Origin of the sequence: Confluentibacter citreus, assembly GCF_002807055.1 — a bacterium.
GTDB lineage: Bacteria > Bacteroidota > Bacteroidia > Flavobacteriales > Flavobacteriaceae > Confluentibacter > Confluentibacter citreus.
This window is the reverse complement of the sequence record NZ_NIXN01000001.1, coordinates 431,135-452,530: the sequence shown is the minus strand read 5'-3', so window position 1 is coordinate 452,530 and position 21,396 is coordinate 431,135. Positions and strand designations below refer to the sequence as shown.

General features: G+C 33.4%; 16 protein-coding genes. 8 read left to right on the top strand and 8 right to left on the bottom strand.

The genetic code is table 11. The features are described from left to right. Position 1 precedes the first annotated feature (1 nt). The 8 genes from CDH49_RS01930 (at position 2) to CDH49_RS01895 (ending at position 11,043) form a co-directional block, all read left to right on the top strand. Positions 2-847 (top strand): EcsC family protein, encoded by an 846-nt coding sequence (locus CDH49_RS01930; protein WP_100613617.1) that lies wholly within the window; start codon positions 2-4, stop codon positions 845-847. An 81-nt stretch (positions 848-928) separates the two neighbouring features. Next, positions 929-1,279, top strand: a complete 351-nt coding sequence (locus CDH49_RS01925; protein ID WP_100613616.1) for a hypothetical protein — start codon at positions 929-931, stop codon at positions 1,277-1,279. A 218-nt stretch (positions 1,280-1,497) separates the two neighbouring features. Continuing rightward, the gene (locus CDH49_RS01920) at positions 1,498-1,824 is read left to right on the top strand and encodes a hypothetical protein (RefSeq protein WP_100613615.1); all 327 of its coding nucleotides are present in this window, start codon (positions 1,498-1,500) and stop codon (positions 1,822-1,824) included. Positions 1,825-1,952: 128 nt separating this feature from the next. Further along, complete coding sequence (locus tag CDH49_RS01915) at positions 1,953-4,832, top strand: hypothetical protein (protein WP_100613614.1); 2,880 nt, start codon at positions 1,953-1,955, stop codon at positions 4,830-4,832. A 5-nt stretch (positions 4,833-4,837) separates the two neighbouring features. Beyond that, positions 4,838-8,278, top strand: a complete 3,441-nt coding sequence (locus tag CDH49_RS01910; protein WP_100614447.1) for a DEAD/DEAH box helicase family protein — start codon at positions 4,838-4,840, stop codon at positions 8,276-8,278. An 87-nt stretch (positions 8,279-8,365) separates the two neighbouring features. Beyond that, on the top strand, positions 8,366-10,132 hold the full coding sequence (locus CDH49_RS01905; protein ID WP_100613613.1) for a hypothetical protein: 1,767 nt from the start codon (positions 8,366-8,368) through the stop codon (positions 10,130-10,132). Between the two features lie 36 nt (positions 10,133-10,168). Beyond that, positions 10,169-10,645, top strand: a complete 477-nt coding sequence (locus CDH49_RS01900; RefSeq protein WP_100613612.1) for a hypothetical protein — start codon at positions 10,169-10,171, stop codon at positions 10,643-10,645. Between the two features lie 5 nt (positions 10,646-10,650). Next, complete coding sequence (locus CDH49_RS01895; RefSeq protein WP_157805261.1) at positions 10,651-11,043, top strand: hypothetical protein; 393 nt, start codon at positions 10,651-10,653, stop codon at positions 11,041-11,043. A 5-nt stretch (positions 11,044-11,048) separates the two neighbouring features. On the opposite strand, the gene CDH49_RS01890 is transcribed toward CDH49_RS01895, so the two are convergent. From CDH49_RS01890 to CDH49_RS01855, 8 genes are all read right to left on the bottom strand, one after another. Beyond that, complete coding sequence (locus tag CDH49_RS01890; RefSeq protein ID WP_100613610.1) at positions 11,049-11,333, bottom strand: helix-turn-helix domain-containing protein; 285 nt, start codon at positions 11,331-11,333, stop codon at positions 11,049-11,051. Positions 11,334-11,373: 40 nt separating this feature from the next. Beyond that, on the bottom strand, positions 11,374-11,718 hold the full coding sequence (locus CDH49_RS01885) for a hypothetical protein (RefSeq protein WP_100613609.1): 345 nt from the start codon (positions 11,716-11,718) through the stop codon (positions 11,374-11,376). Positions 11,719-11,841: 123 nt separating this feature from the next. Continuing rightward, a complete protein-coding gene (locus CDH49_RS01880) occupies positions 11,842-12,516 on the bottom strand; it encodes a P-loop NTPase family protein (RefSeq protein WP_100613608.1) in 675 nt (224 codons plus the stop codon). Beyond that, on the bottom strand, positions 12,509-13,168 hold the full coding sequence (locus tag CDH49_RS01875; RefSeq protein WP_100613607.1) for a helix-turn-helix domain-containing protein: 660 nt from the start codon (positions 13,166-13,168) through the stop codon (positions 12,509-12,511). Before CDH49_RS01875 ends, CDH49_RS01880 begins: the two co-directional genes overlap by 8 nt. A 3-nt stretch (positions 13,169-13,171) precedes the next feature. Further along, a complete protein-coding gene (locus CDH49_RS01870) occupies positions 13,172-13,459 on the bottom strand; it encodes a helix-turn-helix domain-containing protein (RefSeq protein WP_100613606.1) in 288 nt (95 codons plus the stop codon). A 99-nt stretch (positions 13,460-13,558) separates the two neighbouring features. Next, positions 13,559-14,326 (bottom strand): hypothetical protein, encoded by a 768-nt coding sequence (locus tag CDH49_RS01865; RefSeq protein WP_157805260.1) that lies wholly within the window; start codon positions 14,324-14,326, stop codon positions 13,559-13,561. 10 nt (positions 14,327-14,336) lie between these two features. Next, a complete protein-coding gene (locus tag CDH49_RS01860) occupies positions 14,337-15,635 on the bottom strand; it encodes a phage integrase SAM-like domain-containing protein (protein ID WP_100613604.1) in 1,299 nt (432 codons plus the stop codon). A gap of 265 nt (positions 15,636-15,900) precedes the next feature. Then, positions 15,901-21,249 carry a Kelch repeat-containing protein gene (locus CDH49_RS01855; protein ID WP_157805259.1) on the bottom strand — a complete coding sequence of 1,783 codons (5,349 nt, stop codon included), beginning with the start codon at positions 21,247-21,249 and terminating at the stop codon, positions 15,901-15,903. Positions 21,250-21,396: the final 147 nt, after the last annotated feature.

The window sequence follows — 21,396 nt, the reverse complement described above, 5'->3', positions numbered from 1 at the left end:
TATGAGTTCACAGCCACTTACAAATCGTATGTCACCAGAAGATTTAGAAGCTATAAAACAGGCTAAACACCATATGGAAAATATTGGGTTTGTAATGAAAGGGCTAAACAAACTAGGCAATAGTTTAGACTCGACTATAAAAAAGATCCCAGCCAAACAGCAACTATGGCTACAAAAGCAAGTCAATAAATCTTTAACACTGGTTGTAAAAAGCAATTTGGTTACCATGCAAAATGGTAAAACTTTTAAAAAGCCCTCTAATAAAACTTACAAGGCATTGGTAACTACTACGGGGGCATTAAGTGGTGTTTTGGGTTCTACAACAGGAATAGGCACTGCCATATTTGCATCAGAGCTTGCGGTTTCAACCAAATTTATGATGCGTTCAATTTTAGATATTGCCAGAAGTCATGGAGAAAATCTTCAAGATTTTGAAACACAAATGGCTTGTATGCAAGTATTCGCATTAGGTGGTAAATCCAAAGATGATGATGGCTTAGAGACCTCTTATTACACCATGAGACTTGCCCTAAATTCAGCAGCTAAAGGAGCAAGTGCTTATGTAGCAAAAAATGGTGTTCAAGGTTTAAATAAGATGCTAATAGCAAGCTCTAACCCTTTAATGAAACTAATCGGGATTATCGCTGGTAGATTTTCTATTCAGGTTTCTGAAAAATTTGTAGCCCAAGCCATTCCAGTACTTGGTGCTGTTGGAGGAGGAACTATAAATTTTGTGTTTTTAAACCATTTTCAAACCGTAGCTGAGGCTCATTTTAAAATGCGAAGTTTAGAAAGGAAATATGGAAATGAATTAGTAATTAGTACCTATAATAATTTGAAAATTTAATCAGATTAGTGATGTTAAAATTATAAGTAGAATAGAATTAATTAATAGCCATTTCCAAAAGGCGTTTAAAGGGGAGTTGGTATGAGTTCAAAAAAACTTAGCGAAAAATTAAAACAGGAACTATCCAAAAATTTTAATTTTACTTTAGCTGCTAGTGGTACATACATATATTCTCGAATAGCTATACCTATGCAATTCGAGCTTTTTATAACTGAAGAAAGCATCGGTTTGAAGTATCCAATTGGTAATTTATTGCCTAATAAAATTATTGCTATTAATACTTTATTGCAGGCCAACACAAATAGACAATTTGTGCACAGAACTTATGGTTCAAATAGTACTGTCTGGTCTGTTTGGGATTTAAAATTGGAAAACACAAGTCATGAGGCTATAATTGAAATAGTAGAAGAACTACGTGCCTTAAATTTTTGATTAAAACAGCGAAAATTTAATTAGTTTGATATAAAATAGCATGAGCATAAATTCAATAATTTACACGAGAATGTCATGAAACAAAAACCAATTATATGTTTACCAGTAAATGACACTACAAAAAGATTTCTTTTAGGCAAAAAAGGGAATCAAGAATTGTTTTACAGCCTGTTGCTAAAGGCGTTTAAAAGAAAGTTGGTAAACTAAATAATTACAAGATGAGTCAACGAGGTTCTAGAAGTGCAAAATTTATTGGAGGTGTAAGCTGGAAGCCCAATAAATTTAAACAAAATAAACCTGGCAAAAAAGAGCTTAAAAAAGACAATAAAAAATTTGCGGAGTTTGAAGTGGTTCGTAAAGTTTTTAATTTAAGTTTAAATGATCCTGATTACCTCAAGTATCTTGATGTTTTTCTTGAAATTAATAATAAAAAAATGCGCCATAAAGCTATTGAAAACATTAAGGATTTTAAAGCCAAAGCAGAAGCAGATAATAGACCATACTCTATTGAAACCTATTTTAAGTTTCAGTATCATTTGAAGTAAAAACGTTATGGTTATAAGTTGATGTCGAGTTATAAAAATTAGAGTTAATAGATAATTTTAAGAAAGTAGGTGAAGATGGTGAAGCAGTTATAGGATGGTTTAATAAATGCCTTAATTATATAAATTAGATGAAAATTTCACAACTTATAAATGAGCTTGATATATCCCTTGAGACCTTAAAGTCTTTTGAGAAAGAGCTTGATTATGAGTTTTTATTTTTAGATCAAATAGTAAGTGATAAAGTTGTAGAAAAGATAAAAGACATCTTTAAAAAAGGCAAACAAGACACAAAATATATAAAACTTTCAGGTCCAAAAATAAGTGGTGATAAAATTGATTTGGGTAAGTTTATTAATCAAGATAGTACTAGAACTGAATTAAATACCACTTCTTCAGCTAAGGAAAGAAGGCTTAATTTTCTTAAAAAATTTTATTATAACGACACTTGTTACAAAATAGAGGCGAAAGTAAAATGGTATTATAACCATTCTAATGAAGGAGAGTACGGTTTTTTAACTTGCTCCGGGATTCCAGATGTTCATTTTAATGGTAGTGTGGTCTATGGCATAAATCCTCGTCATTTTAGAGAAAATGATGAGGTATTGGTTGAAATTGCCATAGAGGAATTAGAAAATCGAACGAAAATAAGTGCCTTAAAAGTAAACAAATTAGAGCATGAAGAAGATATAATATTTTTGCTTTATCAAAGCATTGAAAAAGGAAATCACAAGTATTTTATCCAGACTTTAGAACAAATTAAACTTCAAGCAGAGCAATTAAGTAAAAAGCAACAAAAAGAAATACAAAACATCATTGAGCCCTTTGTTAATAATGAGCTAACTAATATATCTCAGGCAATTTTTCTATATGAACTATGTGAACTTGCTTCACTAAGTATAAGAGAAACAATTACAAATAAAGTAATGAAGACCTTTGCCATAGAGCACCAATTTCATTTATGGCTAAAAACATCAGCAACTATACCCTTTAATAATATAAAAGATTCTATAGTAAACCACATTACAACAACAAATTCCATTACTTGTTTGGATAAATTAGACAAAGATGAAATTGAGATTGTACTTAATGAGTCACTTAAAAAGTTAAGAGGTAATGATGACTCAAAAAGCAATAATCTTTTAACAATAATCAAGGCTTTCACTAAATATAATATTGAAATAGATTATACGGTTTTTAATAATAACCAATTATTTTCATTCTGGAATAATAATGTTATAAGTTACTCTCCTATTGATGTTATTTATTCCAAAGTAGCAGAGCTATGGTACGAAGGTTCAAAAAATGCCATAAATCAAATATTAGGTATTTTCAAAAATGCCACAGAGCAAGAATTAAATGATTTATTTTCTAAATCACACTACGATAAAGACTTTGTAAAAAATGAAAAGGATTTTAATTTAATTCGATTTTTTATAGATAACGCAAGCTCAAAAGAATTAAATCGCCATTTTTTTAAAACCATTTATATTAAGTCGCCAGATTATATTAAAATCAAGTGGTTTGTATTAGATTATATAGATGAGTTAGATTTTTACAATACGGTTATATATACCGGCATTTTATCTCCGGAAATGCAAAAGCTGTATTTTAAAAAAGTACTGATGCTTATTGAAACCAAAAAATTGGATTTGTCTCTTGATGATCTAAACAAGATTACAACTATTGATTATCAAACAAGTGAATATGCTAGAGAAATTGATGGTGTGGGTCTGGACTTTACTTTATGTGTTATTTTAAAATTAATTACTGATTTATCCAACAATACAATAACCACAAGGAATACAATCTTTGATATTATAGCTAATCAAGTAAAGTACCCAGATGATCTATTGGTTATAGATGGCTTTTTTGAAAAATGTACAGGCAGAACAGTGTTAAATGTGCATGAGCCCGATATTTTAGATATGGAGGAAAAAGAGACAACATATTCGTTAACGAAATCAGAATATTTTCCAAGATTCTCAAATTTTTGCGATGGTAGAAAAGCAATGTTAAAATCCACTAACCAACCTAGTTTATGTAAAAAATCAGGATTTGAATTTTGGTGGTGTGAAAACAATCAATGTTATAATGCTTGTCGAAAACAACATTCCCCTGAAGATTGGAAAAATTATACCCTTGAAGATGTTTTAAGAATTTTAAAGATTGATTATAATAAAACTCAATATGAAATACTTTTAAATGTTGTTAATAGGGTCAATCGATTTTTAGAACATTTAAAATGTAGGTCATGTGACACTATACTAAGACCAAGAAAAAAATCGAATTATGCTTTTTATGGTGTAACTAAGTTTTACTGCAACAATGATTTGTGCGAGGAAAATAATATGGACATCTATTTATCTCATTGTCTAAATGGGAATTGTGAAGATATTATTGATAGTCGAGATACAGTTAAATGTAAGAATGAGGGACACGATGATGACTGTGGATGGTATATATGCAATAATTGTTACGCATGCTGTAATTCAGAAAAACTAGAAGACAGAAAAAATATTTTAGAACGAACTGGTCAGGAATATAAGTGTCATACTAAAGGACATTTAAATAGAGGGATTATTTGTTGTCCAGAATGTGGAAATGAGACAGAGGAAATAGAAGGATCTAAAGAATTGTATGAGAAACAACTAAATTGGTTTAAAGAACATAAAAATATTCATCCAAATATTACTAACTATGGACAAAGAAATGATGGGAAGTATTGGTTTTTGTGGAAGCAAGGAAATTTCACTCATGAACAATATAGAAATCAATTAAAAAGTATGCTAAAGAGTGGGTTTAACATACCTAATTACTCGATTGAATATCAGGATCTACAACTAATTGGAGAATCGTTTAATGAAATTGGGTCAGGTTCAGAAGTCTTTGGGTGCCCTAAGTGTGACCATATTATAAATTTTAAAGATAGGGAGCATTTTGATTTTCACAGATTGAATTCCATTAAATCATTTCACAAACAATTATTTCCTACTTTTAAAAATCCTTAATGCTTATGCAAAGTAATTTCGATTTTATTAAGTCAGACTTTCCAGAATTATACGCTCAATCTGTTGAGGCAGAAAAGTATGTGTTTAAGGCTCCAAAATATGCAGCATTACAATGCAGAATTGCCTTGGAGCTCACTGTGAATTGGTTGTATGATAATGATCCAGATTATGAAAGACCATATGATACGACCTTATCTTCGCTCATGTATCATGATGATTTTAAAAATGATATTAAAGAAACCTTACTTAATGAGCTTACTCTAGTTAGAAAAATTGGAAATGCCGCTGCACATGGTACAAGAGTCAATGACAGGGAAGCGCTTATTTGCCTTCGAAGTGTATTTAGGCTCTTATCTTTTATTGGGATTAATTACAATGAAGAGAGCCCCATCATTCCAGCATTCAATGAAGCTTTAATTCCTACTGGAGAAGTCAATGAAAAAACTTTAAAAGAACTTCAGGATAAATCAGATGCTATTGAAAAATTACTTGCAGAGAAAAGGATTCAACTGGAAAGAACGAATGAACTACAAAAGGAAAATAACTTATTAAAACAACAAGTTGATCAGCAACAAAAGCTACTAAAAGAACGTAAAGAAGAACGTCAGATTGAGGTAGATTTTGAAGAGGTTGTCCCAATGTTAACTCCTGAAGCAGAAACACGTAAACTCTTTATTGATGTATTGCTTAAAGAAGCTGGTTGGGATAATCTAAAACTTCATAGAGATTTAGAATATAAAGTTACTGGCATGCCGGTATCGGTAAATCCGACAGGGATTGGCTATATAGATTATGTGCTTTGGGATGATAATGGGATGCCTTTAGCTGTGGTAGAAGCTAAAAAAACACTTCATGATGCTAAAAAAGGAAAGCACCAAGCCTTTTTGTATGCCAATTGTTTAGAACAAATGACAGGTCAACGACCCATTATATTCTACTCCAACGGGTTTGAAACCCATTTATGGGATGATATGTTTTACCCTGAACGTCCAGTTAGTGGTTTTTATACGAAAGATGAGCTTCAATATCTTATTGAACGCAGAACTACAAGAAAGGATTTAAGACAATTTCAAGTTAATACAGACATTGTTGGAAGGCCTTATCAATTAGAAGCCATAAAACGTGTTGCAGAAGGTTTAGTAGGTACCAATCAAGGGACATTAAAGGGTAAAAACAGAGAAGCCTTGCTAGTAATGGCAACTGGAAGTGGCAAAACTAGAGTGTCAGCAGCCATAGTAGATATGCTAACCAAAAGTAATTGGGCAAAACGTGTATTATTTCTAGCAGACAGAAATGCCTTAGTAACCCAAGCTAAAAATGCGTTTAAAGAACATTTACCGCATTTAAGTGCTATCGATTTAACTAAAGAAAAAGAGGATAATGGAACACGTCTTGTTTTCTCTACTTATCCGACTATAATGAACCGTATAGATAGCCTTAAAAATGATGATGGCAGGTTTTATGGAGCAGGTCATTTTGATATGATCATTATTGATGAAGCTCATAGATCTGTATATCAAAAGTACCGTGCTATTTTTGATTATTTTGATGCTATTTTGATTGGATTAACAGCTACACCTAAAAAAGACATTGACCATAATACCTATTCATTATTTAAAATTGAGGATGATAATCCAACTTATGCGTATGAATTGAATCAGGCTGTTCAAGACAAGTATTTGGTGCCACCTAAAGCCATTGAAGTGCCCATAAAGTTTGTTCATGAAGGTATTAAATATAGTGAGCTATCAGAGGAAGATAAACTAAAATTTGAAGAAACATTTATTGATGGCGCATCAGGCGATGAAGAAGACATAGAGATAAGTAAATCTGCCATAAACAAGTTTTTATTTAATAATCAAACCGTTGATTTGGTATTGGACTATTTAATGAATAATGGTGTAAAAGTAGAAGGTGGAGATAAGCTTGGGAAAACCATCATTTTTGCCAAAAATCATAATCATGCCCGTTTTATTGAAGATAGATTTAACAAGAATTATCCAGAATATTCAGGTTTGTTTTTAAGGGTCATTGATAATTATGAAACTAAAGCACAAGATTTATTAGAGAAATTTTGTGAGGATAAAAATGAACTGGAACCACAAATTGCTGTATCTGTGGATATGATGGATACAGGGGTTGACGCACCAAGAGTAGTAAACTTGGTGTTTTTTAAACAAGTGAAATCCTATGCTAAATTCTGGCAAATGATTGGTCGTGGAACAAGACTAAGACCAAACTTATTTGGTCCTGGAGTGGATAAGGACTATTTCATGATTTTTGACATTTGTGATAACTTCACTTTTTTTGGGGAGTTTCCAGATGGTATTAAAGGAACTAACGCTAAAACCTTATCTGAAAAAATATTTGAAGCCAAGTTAAATGTGTTGATAACAATCAGAAATAATTCAGAATCTACTCCTGAAGAAGATATATTGGCACTCAACTATACCAATCAACTTTTTGAAGTTATAAAAAAACTTGATGAAGAAAGATTTGAGGTTAGGAAGCATTGGTCACTAGTCACTCAATTTAAGAACAGACAACGTTGGGAAAATTTGAGTGTGGGTGATGTGCATGATATAAGTACAAACCTATCTGGATTAGCACCTTACAATGAAGATGATGATGAATTAGCAAAAAGATTCGACTTATTGATTCTTAACTTTCAACTGGCCATTCTTTTAGGGAATGGGAAAAGCGAAGAAGCCTATGTTAAGCAAATTTATAACATAGCACATAATTTATATAAGAAGCGTAATATTCCAAAAGTTAATGAAAAACTAGTATTGATTAGACAAGTCCAAGAAGAAGAGTTTTGGAGACATACAAATGTGAATATTGTTGAAAATATAAGGGTAGAATTAAGAGATTTATTGAAATTTATTGAAAAGGAAGAGATCAAAACAGTCTATACTGATTTTGCTGATGAAATACAGTATCATCGAGTAAAGGAATTGGATATAATGCCAACGTATTCCAAGTTAAAAAGCTATAAGGACCGTGTTGAAGCATTTATAAGAAAAAATAAATCACATCTGGTGATTGATAAACTTCACAAAAACATTCCTATTACACCAAAAGAATTACAGCTTTTAGAATCCTTTTTGTTTAATGATGAGCTTGGGACAAAAGAGGAATATGAGAATGAATATGGCGATCAACCATTAGGTAAATTCATTAGAAGCGTGGTAGGTTTGGATATTGAAGTGGTGAATGGTCTTTTTGCAAACTTTATTCAAGATAAAAATTTAAAATCCGTACAAATTACATTCATACAAACTTTAATAAATTATCTAAATAATAATGGGACATTAGATAAAAAACTATTGACACAGCCCCCATTTAATGAAGCGAGTGATGATGGTATCATTGGATTATTTGAAGATAATAAGGTTCGAGAAATAGTGTCAATTATTGACCGAATTAATCATAATATTGGTTAATTAAACGTTAGTCTAATCCCTCACTATGCAATTATGCTGCATAGTTCAGTTGTATTATTGCAGTGTTAATCTTTAATACTGAATCACATGACTGCATATCAAAAACATTGGAACGCTGAAATTGAAACATTACTTCGTCAATTAGATGCTCCTCAATCTTTAGAGGAAAATATAATTGATACGCTTAATAACGCGAAACGTACAGGGGTTTTTCCTAATCAAATTATAAATGCGCTTAGATTAGGTCTTTCAATTAAAGAGGGAAACCAAAATATGGCATTTGTTGCATCCATGCAAAGTGGAAAGTCTGGAACAGTTTATTTTTTAGCAAATTACGTATTGCCAGCCATTGGACTAATTAATGATTATGAATCAGTATTATTTGTAACAAGTATGCGTGACACTGATTTATATGACCAAAATTGCAGAGTATTACACAGAGAGTATTATGATGCTGCAACTGGGGAAATGAAATCCTCAAACTTAAAAGTGATGAAAATGAGTGATTTCTTCAATCACCCAAATCCACATAAAGTAGTGAATGAATTTGATGTGCAATTAATAGTAAGAGATGAGGATCAATATGGCTGTGGAGAGGAGTCTAGCTTTCAAATGGCTTTTTTTAGAGAATTAAGAAGACGTATTCCTGATATTAAATTACTGGCAGTAAGTGCAACACCTTACGATATTTTGGATGCACAATATACTGGAGATGCCGATGTAGATGTTGTTGTTGGTGTAAGGCCTCCTGAATATTATGGTATATCAGAAATGTTAGAAAATGGATTGATAGAAGATATACCAAGTAATTTTAGGCCATTGCAATCACAAGGTGAAGGCGAGGATATTATTTATAACGTTCATCCTAAAGTAGAAGAGTATATAGAACATCTGAACACATTTGAAAATGGTTTAGGCATTATTAGAGAATCAAATACTTTGCGTGCTTTAGAATTAAGGAGATTATTAAAAAATCAATATAAAAATCAGTGCACAGTTATTGCGATAGGTTCGGATAATGCATGTGATTATAGTATTAATGAAGGGATTAAAGAAGTTTCTAGTTTAGTACTAAAAAGAGGTAAACGTGTTGTTTTAATTATTGTTCAGGCACTATCTGCGGGTAAAGATTTGGGTATTCTAAAAGAAAAAGTTCGTTTTGGTATTGAACCAAGAGACAGGCAGTTGGCTAATGGTGCACAGGGAATTACAGGGCGTTTTTGCGGTTATCACAATAATAGAGACTTTAAATTGTTAGCTAGTTTAAGTCTTTTGAGTCATTATGCGCAATTTGAGCAAGATTGGGAAATTTTCGCCGATGATGACTGGAGGAATGAATTATATAACAATAATGTGAGAGGTCTTAGTACTCATACAAGATTTTTAAGTTCTCAAAGAGAAGGGGTCTTTACACCAATTATAGAAACCGAGTTTGTATCTTATGAAGATTTGATAACTGAAGAGGGAAGAGAAAAGCTCAGTTTTATTGATAATGATGCCTACCACAGATTATTAGACTATTTTGAACCTGCTTTTTATGATGTACTTACCAAAGGCACCAGATTTAAGCAAAAAGGGGTTACAGTGCGTATTTCCTCAAATTATAATCAGGAAAGTAATCGTGTTTATCGAAACTGGAATTGTAGCATAAATGATGATTTTGGAAGTATATTCTTTAAGAAAAATCAATATGAGTATGGGTTGTTAATTAGCAATTTTCCATTAGATGATGAACGAAATACCATTGGACAAACCGGTGTGAAAATTATCCGGTCAGGTGAAAAAGAACAGCGTTCACAACAAACGATTATCCATAATGGCTCTATGTACAGTAGTAGTCCTTCCGTAAATTAAATGGAAGTTTTTATTTAACCCTTAATATTATACTAGATGATTACACAAATTGGAAATCCAAAATCTATAAAGACCTATTTTAATGAAATTAACACTCGGAAATTTTTAAAGGAATTAGACAATGCTTTACGAAGTGTTAATTTAGAAGCTGTTACAAAGCTTTTTAAGGATTATGACATTATACAATTAGAATCATCTCAAGATTTTATCGGTCAGTTAAGATCTCAATTTAAATCTTTAGAAGAAGAGGGAGTAGAAATTATACTCTTAGAAAAAGCCAAACCAAGATTAAGTAAATGTATAGGTTGTAGTTTTGGAAGCACTATTAAAGCTTTTAAATATGAATATAAAAAACGGCATACCTATGGCAAGAGGATAACAGAATATTATGATGTGGTCTATGAAAGTGAATTTGGTGTTTTATTGCAGATAGAGAATAATGTTTTATCAGATTTAGGTGTGTGTAATGCTTTTTTAACAAAGGAAGAGTGCGATGAATTAAAGAGGTGTTAAGGGTTATGAAAATAATTAATTCAGAAAAATATACAGCCACAGTAACTATTGGTTTGCAAAGGCGCTATACTGAAAACCAATGGAATAAAAATGATGTTGTTTATAAACTTCAGGCAATTCAAAATCAGTTTATTGAATTTGAAAAAATTTATTTAAGTGCCGCCATTTCAGAGTGTGATATTGTTTTAAGTGGTCAAGTCGAACCTTCTTTAAAGTTTGACTTTATTAATTACCCTAAATTTCCATTGTCAGAATTGGTGTTTAAAGTTACTGTCTTAAAATTAGCCAATCAATTGATGAATATCTTAGAACAAAACCGCGTGGTGGTGGTATTTCACAATGACATTACAATGCTAGAAAATAATTGTTTAATAGACCCAAGAATAAAACTAGCATAATTTAATCACCTCCTATATTTCAACGATTTTACTTCTTTCAAGGCGTTATCTATATCTATCTTTTTAATTATATAATGTCTACCTATTTTAAAAGCGGGAAGTAACCCTTTTTTAATGTAATTGTAGATGGTTAGCTCTGAGCAGCCTAATAATTTAGAAGCTTTTTGAACAGAATAATTTTGAGTATCATTAGCTTTTAGGAGTAAAGTTTCTATTTCAGATTTTAAATCGGCGATTATCATATTTTTCAATTCATCTGGTGTAATGTTATGCAATAAAATTGTTTTCATGATATGGTATATTAATTATTAATGTGTATTTAAAAATAATTCAATAAACACCAAACCCACTTTTATTATTATTTATTAATTGTTTTAACTCATTAATATCATTTTTTAATTTATCAATATCTCCTTTAGTAGCAGGCAAGCTATTAGGTGCAAATAATCGTTTTGCGCCATTAATAGCCGTGCTTGCTGCTAATGAACCAAGTGCTGCATTTGTTATAGAGGGAACATTAACTTTGCTCATTTTTTCAACTCGGTCTTCTAAAGTTTGAACGGAAGTCTTTACCTCTGTTGAGACAGGAATGATTTCTGCTTCGAGCTTGGTTAATTTCTGCTTTTGGTAATGCCCTGCAATATATTTGTAGTTGTTTCTTTTATAGCTTGCCATAGTTTTACAACTTGTGGTGCAGTAAAGGTGGTTACGCCTTCTTGGTGTGAAGGTTTCTTGACAATATTTGCAGTTTTTTGCGCTATTCATGATTATTTTGTGTTTTAATCCGTTAAATAAAGTTTAATTTAACCTTTTACCTCGCATGCTTTTACCGCCAAATTCTACAATATTAAACATGTCAAAAAAGCGGTCATATATAAAATCATCATAATAATCGCCAATTTGGTTTAATGCTATTTCAATATTGCCAGGAAACTGGTTGTGATAATTCATTGCAGCAAACGTGACTCTATTATTTTCAGACCTATTTGCAATTAATTCTTTTATTAAATTTGTTTTTCCAAAATTTGATGCTATTTTTTCTTTTAAAAGGTCATCAAAAATGCGGCGCCCATTGCAGTATTTATTATTAAACTCTTTCATGTTTAAAGGATTCAATATTCCTTCATATTCTTTTACTAAGTCTGAGGACAAATGGTATGTTGTTCTTAAAAAATGAATAGGTTCTAAAGTTTTAGACATGGCCTTTAAAAAAGAGGATTTTCCTGTACCAACACCACCAATAAAAAGCAACCCCTTATTAAAATCTGGAATTGATTGATTTTTCAGCCTTAGAATTGGGGATTCATAAAACCGTTCATTTTTGATCAGATAGAGAATAATAGTATCTAATTTTTGGAAATTATTATCATTTTCTATAAAGTCTTTTTGAGTGATATTCTTTAGATTTTCTAACAATATTTTTTTTACCGTAGCATAATCCCACAGCTCTTTGGGTTTGTTTTTATTATTCATACCTATTGTTTTTAAATTTTGTATTTGTCAACAAAGGCTTTTCATTTGCCGCCCATTTTTTTAATCGCTTCTCGATTTCAAAATAATCGCCTTGGCCTTCAAATTTCATTTTTGTTTTTGCAGTATTAAATTCGCTCCAGTAATTAAAAAAATCAATTAAAATTTTATTAGAGTAATGTGAGTGTTCAAAAACTTGTTTTTTGAAATTTTCTCTACGCAGCTCTATTTTTTCTTTATTAAATTTATTTTCTTTATTACTTTCTTTAGTTGTTGTTGATTGTTTGTTATTTGAAAGTTGAGGGTTTGTTCTTTGAGTTGTATTTTGTTTGTTAGATAGTGAGCTTATGGTCTGCCTAATGCTATAATTAACTATGGTTATTAGAGTAAATTTGTTTGTTGTTTTACGTGTTATGTAACCTCTGGATTCAAGTTTTTTTAAAGCAGTTCTAATTTTTTGAACAGATAGATTCAAATCTGTTGCTAAGTGATTTGAAGAAGTAATTAGTTGCCCCCGTTCTACATTTATACCTTGCCATTTTTTATCGGTAAAGTTTGCTTTAAGCAATAAATGAATAAACAGACGACTGACCTCAGAATTTTGGTACCATTCCCATTCTAAAAAGTCTCTATGTAAGAATATAAAACCAACCATATACTATTCTTGTTTAACAAGTTTAGCGTAGATATCGCTTTTTTTGTAATATACGCGGTTTCCAAGTCGGTAAGAAGGAAGGACACCGTTCCTTCTCCAATTCCATAAGGCTTGTTTGGAACATTTAAGGAATTGAAGAGTTTCCTCAACGGAGAGAAGTTCGTCATCCTCTTTTTTAGCTGGTTGGTATTTACTATAAAAGATATTTAATCTTTTGTCAACTCCGTTTAAGAAATTATTGGTAAGCTCTTCTGGGCTTATTGGATATATGTATATTGGCTTTGAATCCATGTTAACTTATTTGAAGTTTCTGGAAACAAATATATTTTTTAGATATGTGAAATAGGAATTTTTGGGTATATGCCAGTTTATATACTACGAAAGTATGGATTAGGTAAATTTTGAATCAGGTAAATAGAAGTTGCTTTTTTCAAACCTTTCTTTTGTGGTTTTATGTTTTTTATTATTGGGACTAAGATAAATTTCTAAAGATTTTGTAGAATTACTTTCCTTAATGCAAAAGGCTTTAGCTATATCTTTTGACAATTTAGAATAATTTATGTCTCCACTTTTTTTATCAGCCGTCATATATCCTTTGTTTATCAACTCACTGATAATAAATGCCAACTGAGATGGCCCTGCAATCCATTTTAAAGGTTCACTTTCTTGAGTATCTTTGAACTGGCTTAAAAAACTTTCAATGATGTCAGCCTTTTTCTTCAAGGTAAATTGAAGATTTTTTATGGCAGTAAGATGAAGCATGTTTGTATATTCATACAAAGGATTTAGTATGGTGTCTTCGGTTTCAATAAAACCATCTTCTAATTTTACTTCTTTATAATAGCCTCCGCCAATTGAAAAGCAAGCCGTTTCAATAATTTCAGAAATTTTAATTAAAACTTCATTTTCCAAAGTGAAAAAGTAAACATCAGGTAATTCACAATAATCATAGTGATATTGTAAAAAATCTTTTAGTTTTGAGATGTGTAATTCAAAGAGGGCTTCTCTTATAAAATATTTTAAATAAAAGTCTTCAACTAATTTTGGAGCATAATAATCGAAGTTTTTTAACTTGTATTTTTCTGAATTATTATTATTTTCTGCTTTTCTATCGATGTAGTGTACTGTATCTATTGCAAAGGCATCTTTATACATCATATCAATTAATTTATATTTGAGAATTAAAAAAAGTAGAATCAGCAATTTTTATGGCTCTTTCTTGCGGTGTTACTTTTATGTAGTTGTAAAATTCTTTTTCTGTGGTGTGACCACTTAAAGACATAATGTCTATTACGGGCATTTTAGAGAGGTAAGCATTTGTGCAGAATGAACGTCTTGCTGTATGTGTGCCAATTAATTTATGCTTAGGAATGGTTTCCTCTTTTATGGCTCCCCCAATAGTTATTTTTGTCATAACATTTTCTTTAATTTTTGCTTTTCTGCCAATTTTCTTAATGTATTCGTTAATATGTTGGTCGGATAGTTTTTTGGGGAGATTCCCATTATATCGCAACGTCATGATTTCTTTTATTCTATGGTGAATGGGAATAAATACTGTTTTTTTTGTTTTCTTTTGAAAGATTTCAAATACTTCTTTCCCATCGAATATTTTAATGTGATTATTGTTTAATCCATTATAATCAGAAACCCGTTGACCAGTGTAGTATCCAATTAGAAAAATATCTCGAGCTCTTTCCCATTCTTTATTGTGGGATAAATCTAGTTTGTATAATTCATCTATTTCTTTAGCCGTTAGGTAAATTGATGTTGTTTTTTCGGAGACCCGTTTAAAATCTCGATGCTTATATTTTAAATTTGTATTAATACCATCTTCGGTCGCCCTATTTAGTAATGCTATGACGTTTTTTATGTGTTTTCCAATAGTGTTTAAAGAAAAGCCTTCTTTTTCCAAAAAACTTACAAAAGCGTAGTAGAATGTCATATCAATTTTATCAAAATCTAGTTGATAATTATTTTCTTTATTAAACTTTTTTATTTGTTTCATAGTTTGTTTGTAGGACCTGACCGTGCCTGGGCTTAATTTCATGCTAGCTGTGGTAATTGAATTCTTCTCATTAGCTTCAACGAAATCATCCCCATATTTAATGAATTTGATATTATTTGTGGGAGCACCAGTCTTACGCCCCATAATTTGATCAAATATCGATTTAAGAGCCTCTTTGTTGCTTTTGTCTTCTTCATCCATTTTTGTTACAGCGTCTACAAAATCAGATTTTATCTTTAATAATCGTTTATTGATTTCTTCCCTATTGCTAATAGTTGAAATAGATCGTATCTTTTGGTTTTTTGGATCCCAATTTTTAACTAAAGTTTTATAACCTGTTGAATATTTTAATCTATTACCTCTACCGTAACTATAATCGAATAGTATTGGTGTTTCCTTTAGAGCATTGGTTTCTTTAAGTCTAAATGTAACCGTGCCGGATGTTGATTGTATTGTATTCATATTATAAAACCATTAAAAAGAGACAACATAGGGGACAACATTTTGTTTATATGTATGGATTTCAAATATACTCAAATTATTTTAATAATCTATTTACCCTTATAAACAAAGGGTTTAAATGTAATTTATATTAAAATAGTATAACATACATTAAAGTAAAAAAAGGTTCAGGTGGGACCACAGTCATAAAAGGTAAAGCCTCGCAGAAATGCGAGGCTTTTTTATTTCAAAAAACAATATTTATACTAGCAATTATTAAATAGTATTAGTTGTTTATTACCAATCTTGCTTTATGAATAGCACTTCCTTTAGAAAGTAAATACAAATTATATAGTCCCGACTGCAAACCTCTAACATCTATTTGGGTTCTAAATGTTGACTGTTCCGGATTGTTGTTTTTTATTTTTTTAATCAATCTACCCGTGATGTCAAACAGCATGAAATCCGTAACATCAATAGATGAAGATTTTATTTCAACATAAACATATTCACTTGATGGATTGGGATATATATTAAATGCATTAGAGGTTTTATCTCCCTTATCTTTCGATGATAATGTAGAATCATAACTTAGTGGAATATCTATTGAAGCAGCGGCACCGTAGTTAATGGTTAGTGAGGCATTTTTTTGTACGCCAGAACCAATAAATTGAACAGAGATTATTTTGGAGGAATTAGATTTTAAGAGCACATTGTTTAAATTTCCAGATTGGATAACAAAATCATCAGCATCAGGTCCAGTTATCTCCATCGAACGGATAAAGATTCCCGTATTTCCGTTTTCTAAGTCCAATGTTATGTCTTGGTTATTTTGTACACTAAAGTCAACTGCGTTAGGGCCTATTAATTCACTAGCTTCCAAGGGTAGACCCAATGGGCTATCACTTCCATAAAACTCCATGTTCTTTTGCTTCCCGCCACCCATAACAGGGGAGCCAGCTACTACAAATATACCGTTTCCGGAAACAATTCCCTGTGTGCCATGCCTTGGATGGATGAGGCTTGCCCCAGTGGACCAAGATTGGTTTAAAGGGTCGTATATTTCAGTAATATCAAGTGCATTTGCATTTGTAGAAACTTCTCCGCCTGCAATTACAAGTTTGTTTTCAAAATTTGCTACAATTGCAGCAGCCCTAGGCGTGGGGAGATTTTGTTCAGAAGGAAGTGAACTCCAACTATTCGTAGAAAAGTTATATACATCGACCTCCGCAATTACTGGTGCAAATGTACCACCAGGTCCACCAGAGAGACGTCCTGATGCCGCGTAAAGTTTATTGTCAATCACAGCGGCATGAAAATGGTCACGAGACCTTGGCGCATCGGTTAACGTTGTCCAGATGCCCGAAACAGGATCGTATTCGTCGAACCAAGGAACATAACCACCGTTATGGCCAATGGTATTGCCGCCAACGATATAGAACTTATCATTGTGGACAACCAATCCTGCAGAACCTCTTCTTCTACCGGAAGGTATTTCCGGACCCTGAATCCATTGCTGGGCTACTGGATCGAAGACCCATATAAAATCAGCAGGAGTTTCATTTGGGAACGCGTTGGTTTTGAAAGCGCCTATCACCCATATAAGCCCTTGGTATTCGGTGGCCTGAAAATGATTAAACTCCATAGGCGCTGAATCCACAAGAGAGTTCCAGCTATTTGAAGTGTAATTGTAAACATCTAGTGTTCTTGAGTTTTCCCTACCTCCAAGCAAATAAAACTTATCACCTGCCTGTACAAAGGAGCATTCATGACGAGCCGTATAATTTTCATTTTCATTTTTATCGAACCACCCCAGATCATTAACGATCCAGCTAAAATTTATGATGACCGAAGTCGCCCCAATTTTTTCTACAGTAACGGTCACACTATGTACACCATCATTATTTTCGCCCCCAGTGCAGGCTGTTGGGTCGATGGTTCCATAAATTAATCCATTGGTTGGTTCAATATCTATCCCTAGAGGTTGACCAGAAATGGCATATGTGAAATTATTATTTGGGTTTCCACCAGAGGCTGAAACTCCCAAAGTACTGATAACATCTCCTATCAGGTTTGCTTGGTCTGTTATGGGATTTACCGTTATAGAAGGATATTGTGGAGAGGCAGCCATTATTTCTATGGCATTTAATAATGGGTTTTCCACTTGATGTAAAAACTTGATGTTAAGTACACCATCGGATACTGCTACAGGAAAGGTGACCATTCCGCCTGACTGATGACCAAAACGAGCTATAAGATCCATGTTGTCTTCAACGATCACTCCTTCTATTTCAATATCAAAAATACGATCACCTATTTCTGAAGTTCCTTCAAAACTGTTGCCCATATACAAATTGACCTGATACTCACCATTTACTAAAGGGAATGTGAATTCCATTTCAGGGTTTGCAGCAACGTCATAGCGTTCATAGGCAAAAATGGCATTGTAAGTTGATTCGTCTATATAGTCAGGAATGGAAATATGACGGTTTATATTTAATAATCCTCCATTGTAAATGGTTCCCGTATTAACCGAATAACTGGAGCCTGATGTTACTCCTGCCGTATTATTCTGTTCCCAATTAGGACCATCATCCGCAGCAGAAACCGTAACACCACCAGCATTGACTCTGGCAAGGATTAATGAAGAACTGATAATGCTTACCGTAAAAGTATTTTCCACAAAATAACCATTTAAGTCAGATGCGCGTATGGTGATGTCTGCTGTCTGTAATTCAGATGGATAAGCTATAGTCAGCATATTATTAGAAATACTTGCCAATATATTTGGATTTGTATTAAGTTCCAGATTGTAAGTTAAATTAGCCGTGCCGTTATTATCATCAAAATAGTCATTTAAATCAAAGATGTCATCTGGAGCACCAGATTCCCTTTGCAGATTAGGAATGTTTTGAACAATATAAGGTTTTTCAGAAGTTACGTTTAAAAAATCCCAAGTTCCCTCTAGCTCAACACCGACTTGATTAGAAGAACCAATCAATCCGACGGCCAAATCTGTGCTTGAACTTTGTATGGCTTGTAAAATGGTTCCTTCTGCCTCTATAGTTCCTAAGGTTGTGAGCAAACCGCCGTCTATTTGAAACTTAAGAATTACTTGACCATTCGACGGATCAATCTCAAAAAAGAATTTAATCCCAGAAGACGGTCTATTAGCCGGTAGTAAATTATATGTTATGGGGCTTTGTGGAACATCATCAATTTCTTGAAGAGCAACAAAACCAGTTGTTGTTACAACAAACTTTATGTAGTTGCTTTGTGTACCATCACCAATAAAGAATCCCAACTCGCCTAAAGGCGCTGACAGGTTTTCATAAAGAGTTAAAGGACCATTGAAGCCAACCATTCCTCCTGCAACTGTAATGATGCCAGAATCATTTTGGACCTGAACCCCATACTGATATCCTTTTTCTTGATTGTTTGATATCCCGAGGGCAGTACCCGATGTCATATGAGATGTCATAAGTCCTGGTGCGCCTCCTAACACATCATTGGGATTGGGGTCGTTTGGATCTTCTCTTCTATCGAGCCATAAAAGCCAATTAGCACCAGTATCTCCGTTATTCATAAGCCCTGTTAAACCAAGGCCATAAATCCCACCAAGGTTTTGTTGATCATTAAAAAAATCATTTAATATAGGAATAGTGAATGCGTCACTTCCTCCTACTGTGGGATCTCCCAATTGAAAAGGATCGAGAGCGTCAGGGATTCCATCAAAATCATCGTCGGGATCGTTCAAATCGGATATTAATTGACCGCCCATCACTTTATCCCAATCATCAGGTTGTGAACCCCCGTTGCATATTTCAGTTCCATTGTCTTCTTCGTCTTGGTTGGAATAGCCATCACTATCATAATCGGCATTTGCATCATATAAAGGATTGTTAGGATCTAAGCAATTTAAAAAGTCTGTTGGTTCAAAAACCACTATTCTTCTATTCAAGGTGCCTACCCATACAGTTCCGGGAAATATATCAAAATCACTATTACAGGTTATGCCCAGCGCATTTCCTCCAATACCTGAAAGGAAATCAGACGTGAGTCCTCCTGGTGCCAATGTGCCGTCTTCATTAAGTTTAATACGTCTGACTAAACCATTATGTGTGCCAGCTAAAAGATTACCCTGTAAGGCGCCTCCAAAGTTGGATGCCGTATACTCGTCTATGCCATTGGTATTGGTGCCCCATGTAACAACGGGGTTGTCATCTGGACCATCTGGATTTATCATGCCTGGTCCACGCCAATCACCTTCTACTGTGTTGGCTTCCGATACGGGGAGTGGAGGCCAATTGGCGGGTAACGCTTCATTTGGATTCGAAGTAGAACCCGGAGTGCTTCCGTCGGGATCATATGTTAATGTTCTGAAAATATTGTTTATGCCATCGGCGGTATATAAACCCGCTCCTACGGGATTTGCTCTTGTAGGGTTTGGATGCCCACCATAATATGTTTGCGGAAGGCTTCCAAAGGCATACGTTTGTAAGTTAGTAGTAACCAATTGCAAATGGTCTAAATTATTAACCCTTTCGCCATATAGTAAACTATCGCTACTGCCGGGTTCATTAGGGTCATAATCATTGGTTACAGAGCCCCCCCCTTCGTTCATGGGCAAACCACCCCAGCCTCCATTGGCGCCGTTATCTGTAACATATAGTGCACCGCTCTCTGTTACAACAAGGTCATAAGCATTACGATATCCCGGTGAAAGTATTTGAACTGGTCCTCCAAGAACCACCATGGCCTGATTAAGCCCATCGTTGCCACCCCAAGGGTCATTTATATCAAGAGGAGAATAATTTGGATCATCGGGATCCTCAGAAGCGGGAGAGCCGTCCGCGTGAACATTTGGGCGCGTGGGGTCATCCAAGGTAGGAAGATCGTATATGTAGGCCCTGCCATTGTCGTCTAAAATAGGCATGCTTTCTAAAGCGGTTAGATTCACGGCAAGGATAGCCGCAGAAAGTGCATACTCGCAGGAATACACGAAATTAGTTGATGGAGAGCCTCCATTAGTATGGCCACCTTGTGCCACTATTAGGTAATCTGTTCCATTGATGGTTACAAATTCAAGACCGTTTGTTGCATGGTTCTCTTCGGAACGGGGAAGACCTCTTACAATATCTACCACATCCCAAGCACTTCCATTCCAGCTAAATCTTGTTATAACACCAGAATTGGTATCAAGATTAATGTCTCCATTACCACCTCCTTCACCAGCTCCAATACGATAATCGCTTGATGTTACATAAATTACAGGATTTGTTGAGGTGCCAACGACTGTGAGGCCTAAAGTTTCCCTATTCAAACTGGAGTAAGGGGTACCATCATCGTTGTGATCGGGCATGGTGCGTATGCCGTCCAGAATCTCTACATGGGTAGCAACATACTCTGTGGGGCCGTTTCTCTGAATTGTGAATATTTTTATAGCTCCAGTGTATTCTGCAACATACAAACGATTATCAGGGCCAAACATTAAAGAAGTAACACCTCCATTTACATTACCAGTTCCAGAAAAAGATAATACCGACTGACTCCAGCTTTGAGCAAAGGCATTACATGAGAACAATATGAAAATAAAGTATATGAAATTATGGAAAATTTTAATTTGAGAGAACATGATATATGGGTTGGTTGATTATATAACCAAATTTAAAAACCTTAGTCGTATTATGTTCTTTTTGAGTATGTTATTCGTTTAATTGTGTAAATTTTGGGTTGATTTGAAGTGCTTTTTTCAGAACATCGGTTTTTTTTGTAACAGAAC

Coding starts and splice junctions, on each gene's coding strand:
- CDH49_RS01930 (WP_100613617.1), top strand. CDS start 2: ATGAGTTCACAGCCACTTACAAATCGTATGTCACCAGAAGATTTAGAA.
- CDH49_RS01900 (WP_100613612.1), top strand. CDS start 10,169: ATGATTACACAAATTGGAAATCCAAAATCTATAAAGACCTATTTTAAT.
- CDH49_RS01860 (WP_100613604.1), bottom strand. CDS start 15,635: ATGAATACAATACAATCAACATCCGGCACGGTTACATTTAGACTTAAA.
- CDH49_RS01915 (WP_100613614.1), top strand. CDS start 1,953: ATGAAAATTTCACAACTTATAAATGAGCTTGATATATCCCTTGAGACC.
- CDH49_RS01865 (WP_157805260.1), bottom strand. CDS start 14,326: ATGATGTATAAAGATGCCTTTGCAATAGATACAGTACACTACATCGAT.
- CDH49_RS01910 (WP_100614447.1), top strand. CDS start 4,838: ATGCAAAGTAATTTCGATTTTATTAAGTCAGACTTTCCAGAATTATAC.
- CDH49_RS01905 (WP_100613613.1), top strand. CDS start 8,366: ATGACTGCATATCAAAAACATTGGAACGCTGAAATTGAAACATTACTT.
- CDH49_RS01925 (WP_100613616.1), top strand. CDS start 929: ATGAGTTCAAAAAAACTTAGCGAAAAATTAAAACAGGAACTATCCAAA.
- CDH49_RS01875 (WP_100613607.1), bottom strand. CDS start 13,168: ATGGTTGGTTTTATATTCTTACATAGAGACTTTTTAGAATGGGAATGG.
- CDH49_RS01870 (WP_100613606.1), bottom strand. CDS start 13,459: ATGGATTCAAAGCCAATATACATATATCCAATAAGCCCAGAAGAGCTT.
- CDH49_RS01855 (WP_157805259.1), bottom strand. CDS start 21,249: ATGTTCTCTCAAATTAAAATTTTCCATAATTTCATATACTTTATTTTC.
- CDH49_RS01880 (WP_100613608.1), bottom strand. CDS start 12,516: ATGAATAATAAAAACAAACCCAAAGAGCTGTGGGATTATGCTACGGTA.
- CDH49_RS01885 (WP_100613609.1), bottom strand. CDS start 11,718: ATGGCAAGCTATAAAAGAAACAACTACAAATATATTGCAGGGCATTAC.
- CDH49_RS01895 (WP_157805261.1), top strand. CDS start 10,651: ATGAAAATAATTAATTCAGAAAAATATACAGCCACAGTAACTATTGGT.
- CDH49_RS01890 (WP_100613610.1), bottom strand. CDS start 11,333: ATGAAAACAATTTTATTGCATAACATTACACCAGATGAATTGAAAAAT.
- CDH49_RS01920 (WP_100613615.1), top strand. CDS start 1,498: ATGAGTCAACGAGGTTCTAGAAGTGCAAAATTTATTGGAGGTGTAAGC.